Origin of the sequence: Rosenbergiella metrosideri (assembly GCF_022602565.1) — a bacterium.
GTDB lineage: Bacteria > Pseudomonadota > Gammaproteobacteria > Enterobacterales > Enterobacteriaceae > Rosenbergiella > Rosenbergiella metrosideri.
This window is the reverse complement of record NZ_JALBCV010000032.1, coordinates 1-4,716: the sequence shown is the minus strand read 5'-3', so window position 1 is coordinate 4,716 and position 4,716 is coordinate 1. Positions and strand designations below refer to the sequence as shown.

Below are 4,716 nucleotides of genomic sequence, written 5' to 3'. Positions count from 1 at the left end.
GCTTTCAGTTCGTTAAAAATACTCATGCTACACCTCACCTTTGAGTCGTTTAGTCAGTTTTTTCAGTTCCGCTTTTTCAGCCTCGGTTAGGCTTTCTTTCGCACTTTTCGGGTACGCCATGACCAGATAAATAACTTCCTCTGTCGCCAGAAAATAGACCACTCTGGCGCTGCCACTTTTCCCCTGGTTGCCGGTCGCCATTCTGATTTTTCTCAGCCCGCCCGTTCCTGGCATTAAGTCACCTTTATCCGGTGATTCGATAAGTTCGCTCTGTAAGTCTTTAAGCTCATCATCCGTGGCAATAGTTTGAATTTGCCGAGTGAAGAGCGATGTCTCAATAAATTCGATAGCGTGACTCATGTAACTCTCCCTTTATGGGTTACATAGTACCCCATTGGATTTATATTTTCATCCAAATTCACATGCTCATGCCGCGACTCTGAGACTGGTTCTGGATTCGTTCTTTGGCGGCTACAGTCTGGCTAAGCGATTGACCGTGTTGCTCAAGTCCTCGACTTGCTTCCTCAAGCCCTCGACTTGCCGGTTCAGCTTCGTGCAGTGATTGGCTAAGGCTTGATTCTCTTGCCGTGTTTTCTCGTACATGGCCTGTAAACTCCTGAAACTGTCGAGTAAGGCTTGCTGCTGTGTCTTTGAGTCGTGCTGTAAGCTCTCTAATGCGCTCAACAAGAGTTTTTCTATCTCGGTCATGGGATTCTTTGCCTAAGTAGGTTAAATCGTCACTGAGAGGCTCTGGTAAGCTCTCTGGGGTTATTTGGCTTGATATTTCACTAGCAAATGAGAACTTCTCGACTGATAGGTCTCTACGTTGCTGGCGCTCTTCGGTAATTGGATGTAGTAAGTGCCTTTCTCTTCCCCCGTTCCCGGCATTACCACTATTCCCTTGCCAGTTTTGGAGTTCAGTACTGCCAGACTCTGCTCGTTGGCCTGTATCTCGTCCAGTTGTTGGTTCAGATACCAGTACGTTGCGCCGATCAGACCGGCGCAAATCAAGGCTATGAATGACAGGCCAATCCACAACCGTTTCATTACCGGCTGATAGAGGGTTTTCAGGCGCTGTTGGTGTTGTTGGGTCACGTCTTGGATAGCGCTGTTGATACTCTTCACGCTTGAGTTCAGTTCCGCGCTGATAGCAGCGTTCAGCTTCTGAAATTCGGCTTTCACGTGCGTCTCGGTATGTTGCGCTTGCTGCTTCGAGTTCTCCTCGAAGGCTTTCGCTAAATCGGAAATCCCGCTCATAGAACGCTCCTTTGAGTCTGAGGTTTTTACCGCCATCCGGTGAGGCGATGCTGATGCTAGATTTGGTTTCCCGGGCAATGGTCATGCCGGCAGCTTCTAGCGTGTTGATCACGTCTTGGCGGTTACGTAGTAGACCTTGCATGGCAAGGTGAGAAAGGCCTGCAGTGATGGACTCCGCTGTTTTTTGGCTATTCTTCGGGAGATCTCTACCCGGGGTAAGTTCGCGCCGGCGTTCCGGGTCATTCGGGTCGCTTAATCCAAGTCGGTCATTGGTCAGAGTTTGCCATGCATTGACGCGAGGGCGGTCGGCGCGGTCATAGTAGGGTTGTAGACGTTTACCGCTGTGTAATTCGATGTTCGGGATAACAAAGTTAAGCTCTAACCGCCCTTTGTCTTGATGCTCAACCCAGAGGATGCTGTATTGATCTTTATCGAGCCCAGGGAGTAGCGTTTGCTCGAGTTCGTCCATCAACTGCTGTTTATCGGCATCAGGGAGATCTTTTTCTTGAAAGGAGAGGACGCCAGAGGTGTAGGTTCGGGCAAAGTCGCAGGTGTCTATCAGAGTTTTTACCCGTTCGGGATCACCGCGTAAGGCTTTGGCCTGTTCACGGTTACGCTCTTTACCGAGAAGATAATCCACGGGACCACTGCCGGCTCCCGCGCCACGAGAGTTGAATTTAACGATCACGGTGTTTTTCCAGTATCTCGGTGAGTTGACGATAGATACTCGTGAGTAAGCTCAGTAACCGAATGGTGTCCTCTGCTCCCAGACTTTCCATTTGATTAAGTTTACGAGCTATCTGGTTAAGATTATTACCCGTACCGGCTATCTGTCGGAATAACTGCGGATCAACATCCGGTAACTTACGACGCTTTGAGGGTGTCCGTTCACCTAATCCCAGTTCACGTAGCCACTCGGCAAGATGCGTTCTCTCACTCCGCTCAAGTAGTCGCTGATGCTCATCGTCAGTGAGCCTGATTTTAATTTCTTTGGTGCGCTTTTCCATACCAACTCCGCTGAGAAATATTCGCACGCCAAATGCGAAAGTTTCGCAGTGGATGCCCGGGGTTTCGGGGGGCGGCGAGCCCCCTGAACCAGTCACGGTGAACCCTCTTTAGAGGGGACTCCGTGTGTACTGGCTTATGATTATATTTATCTACTTAAACTATCAGGTGGTGGGAAAATAGAAAAGCCCCAGAAAGGGGCTGTTATCTGATATAGGCTTGTTTTAGTCTCAAATGACATTGAGTGTATGAAAATCGTTCACTATGTGTTCTTTTTAAGGGGGGCAAGTAGAAGGCAGGATAATAGGCTGTGAATTTGAAGAGTAATGACTAATGAGAACTCTTTTTTTATATTTCTCATCATTTCTATATAAAAAACCATTTGCTTCATTATTACCTGCGAACCTAAATTTCGAATCTGATTTAGAATCTAATATAGCGTTAGTATACGGTATAGGTCCTGTTGTTTTAAGAACACCTAACCAGCCAACACCATCTCTAGTATGTGAGTATTTTTCTATGTTATCAGTAACAAGTAATATTACATCCCATAAAAAACCATTTTTTTTCCCGGAAACAATATTCCACTGCTGATATTCAAACCCACTTTTAATGAAATCATGTTTACCATAATGCTCATAAAATCCTCTAGGGTTATTTTGCCAACCGAAAACAACAAAATAGTCATCATGTGAAATAATTTCATCCAAGGGTTTTAACGCAATGCTTTTAACATCAAGATAAACACCTCCAACTTGATACATAACAAGATATCTAAAATAATCAGCAATCGCTGCGCCATAAGATGGGTTTATACTATTAAAAGCATTAACAATTCTTTTTCCATAATGCTTACCGACAAAAATTCTCATTTCTTCAATTGAATAAAATCGATGTTCCCAATAAGGGTTCCTTTCCTTATTTATTGAAATTGCTTCTAGTTCCTCATCACATAAACCCAACCATCCATTCGTATGGCATTGATGGATTATTTTAGGTACCATTTTTTTTATTCCTGTAATAACTAGACCTACTTACCCCTTGTAACAACCATGGCTTCCTTTGATTCTCACTATTATAACTGACCTTTCTACCACCTCCATGACTTAATTTACCACCAACTGAACCACGGATAGACTGAAGATTAGATGAGTGCGTTCTCATTATATATTCATTAAAATTCTCTATAGTGAATCTAGAATTCGTCCATTTAGCTATACTTTTAGCAATACACATAACTTCATTCCCATCAAGTGGGGATGTAAACATTGAGTTATGGGCACTCGCCCGTTCGTAACAGGCTTGCAGCCACTGTTCGTACTCCGGCCATCCCTGACGGATAGCGCGGTAAGCCCACTTTCTCGTTTTATCGAATAGCGTGCAGTTACGGCCTAAGCCGTAATCTGGCAAAATGTCCTTATCATTTGCTGATTTAAGATCAAGTGAATCAGCAAGCCAATCGAGGGTGTAAAGTTCTGGCTGCCAGACAGCTATTTGCCAGCTGTCATGGTTTGGATTTTTGCAGATCAGTCCCGAATACCCCACGTCAGCGCCTAATTTTTCACGTAACGCACTCTCAACCGCCGCAGCGTACTTGAGCGGTTTAATTTTTCCATCTGGTGCCGTGCGTACCGCTGTTTTGAGTGCGTAAAGTAGATGAGCGTGGCCATTGGCCTTGTTCATGATGGTGAGTGTGGGCGCGGGAGCGTTACAGTCGCTCCAATCAATAGCAGCGCCCGGCCTGTCTACGTCAAAGCAGAGCCAAAATTGAGCGTGGGGTTGATTAAATTGGATATATTTGGCGAGGATTGCCCGCTCTTTGCCTGCGATGCGTAAACCACATTGCAGTTCGTCCGTGAAGTACGGTTTGTGGGGTAATCTGTCGTTAAAAAGTTTAAGTGCTACGTTACTCAATGTGCCCAGTGCTTATGGCGGGCTGTTGTGTTGCACGTCTCATGTGCTAATATCCTTTTTAGGTTTTATGCCTACGCCCTGATTTCATATTCCCTTCCGCCAAGTTGAGGTATGAATTCGGGGCGTTGTCTTTTCTAATGCCGTTAAAGTTACACGCAAATGACAGTTTCTGTCGAGTTTACCCGTCACTTTCCCACTAAATTTTTAGTGTGCTGCCAGTACCTTAAAGAATTTAGGGTCGTCCTGTATTGTCGCCAGTACCTTTGCAGCCAGTCCGGTCGGGTTACGCCGTTTCTGCTCCCAGCTTTTGATGGTGTCGAGACTAGTACCCAATGCTCTTGCCATTTCCGCTTGTGAGACGTTCAGTTTTTCACGGATAGCTTTCACATCCGCCACGTCATAGCGAGTAACACGTGACGGCGCGACTGTTCCGTTCTTGATAGCGACGGCTTCTTCAAGGGATGCTTTCAGTTCGTTAAAAATACTCATGCTACACCTCACCTTTGAGTCGTTTAGTCAGTTTTTTCAGTTCCGCTTTTT

At 45.6% G+C, this 4,716-nt stretch carries 6 protein-coding genes and 1 pseudogene; all 7 read right to left on the bottom strand.

Annotation, left to right across the window (positions count from 1 at the left end; all coding sequences use genetic code 11):
- Positions 1-27: 27 nt before the first annotated feature.
- Positions 28-360 (bottom strand): type II toxin-antitoxin system RelE/ParE family toxin, encoded by a 333-nt coding sequence (locus tag MKR94_RS16205; protein WP_241647853.1) that lies wholly within the window; start codon positions 358-360, stop codon positions 28-30.
- A gap of 408 nt (positions 361-768) precedes the next feature.
- Positions 769-1,257: an MbeB family mobilization protein gene (locus MKR94_RS17240; protein ID WP_422047543.1), complete on the bottom strand. Its 489-nt coding sequence runs from the start codon at positions 1,255-1,257 to the stop codon at positions 769-771.
- Positions 1,258-1,579: 322 nt separating this feature from the next.
- A pseudogene (locus MKR94_RS17235) lies at positions 1,580-1,897 on the bottom strand (relaxase/mobilization nuclease domain-containing protein); the annotation flags it as partial.
- A gap of 37 nt (positions 1,898-1,934) precedes the next feature.
- Positions 1,935-2,264: a MobC family plasmid mobilization relaxosome protein gene (locus MKR94_RS16190; protein WP_241647852.1), complete on the bottom strand. Its 330-nt coding sequence runs from the start codon at positions 2,262-2,264 to the stop codon at positions 1,935-1,937.
- A 273-nt stretch (positions 2,265-2,537) separates the two neighbouring features.
- A complete protein-coding gene (locus tag MKR94_RS16185; RefSeq protein ID WP_241647851.1) occupies positions 2,538-3,266 on the bottom strand; it encodes a glycosyltransferase family 32 protein in 729 nt (242 codons plus the stop codon).
- Entirely contained in the window at positions 3,256-4,176 is a 921-nt protein-coding gene (locus MKR94_RS16180; RefSeq protein ID WP_241647850.1) for a replication initiation protein, read from the bottom strand. The genes MKR94_RS16185 and MKR94_RS16180 overlap by 11 nt, the downstream gene beginning before the upstream one ends.
- 204 nt (positions 4,177-4,380) lie before the next feature.
- Positions 4,381-4,665: a NadS family protein gene (gene nadS / locus MKR94_RS16175; RefSeq protein WP_241647849.1), complete on the bottom strand. Its 285-nt coding sequence runs from the start codon at positions 4,663-4,665 to the stop codon at positions 4,381-4,383.
- Between the last annotated feature and the right edge of the window lie 51 nt (positions 4,666-4,716).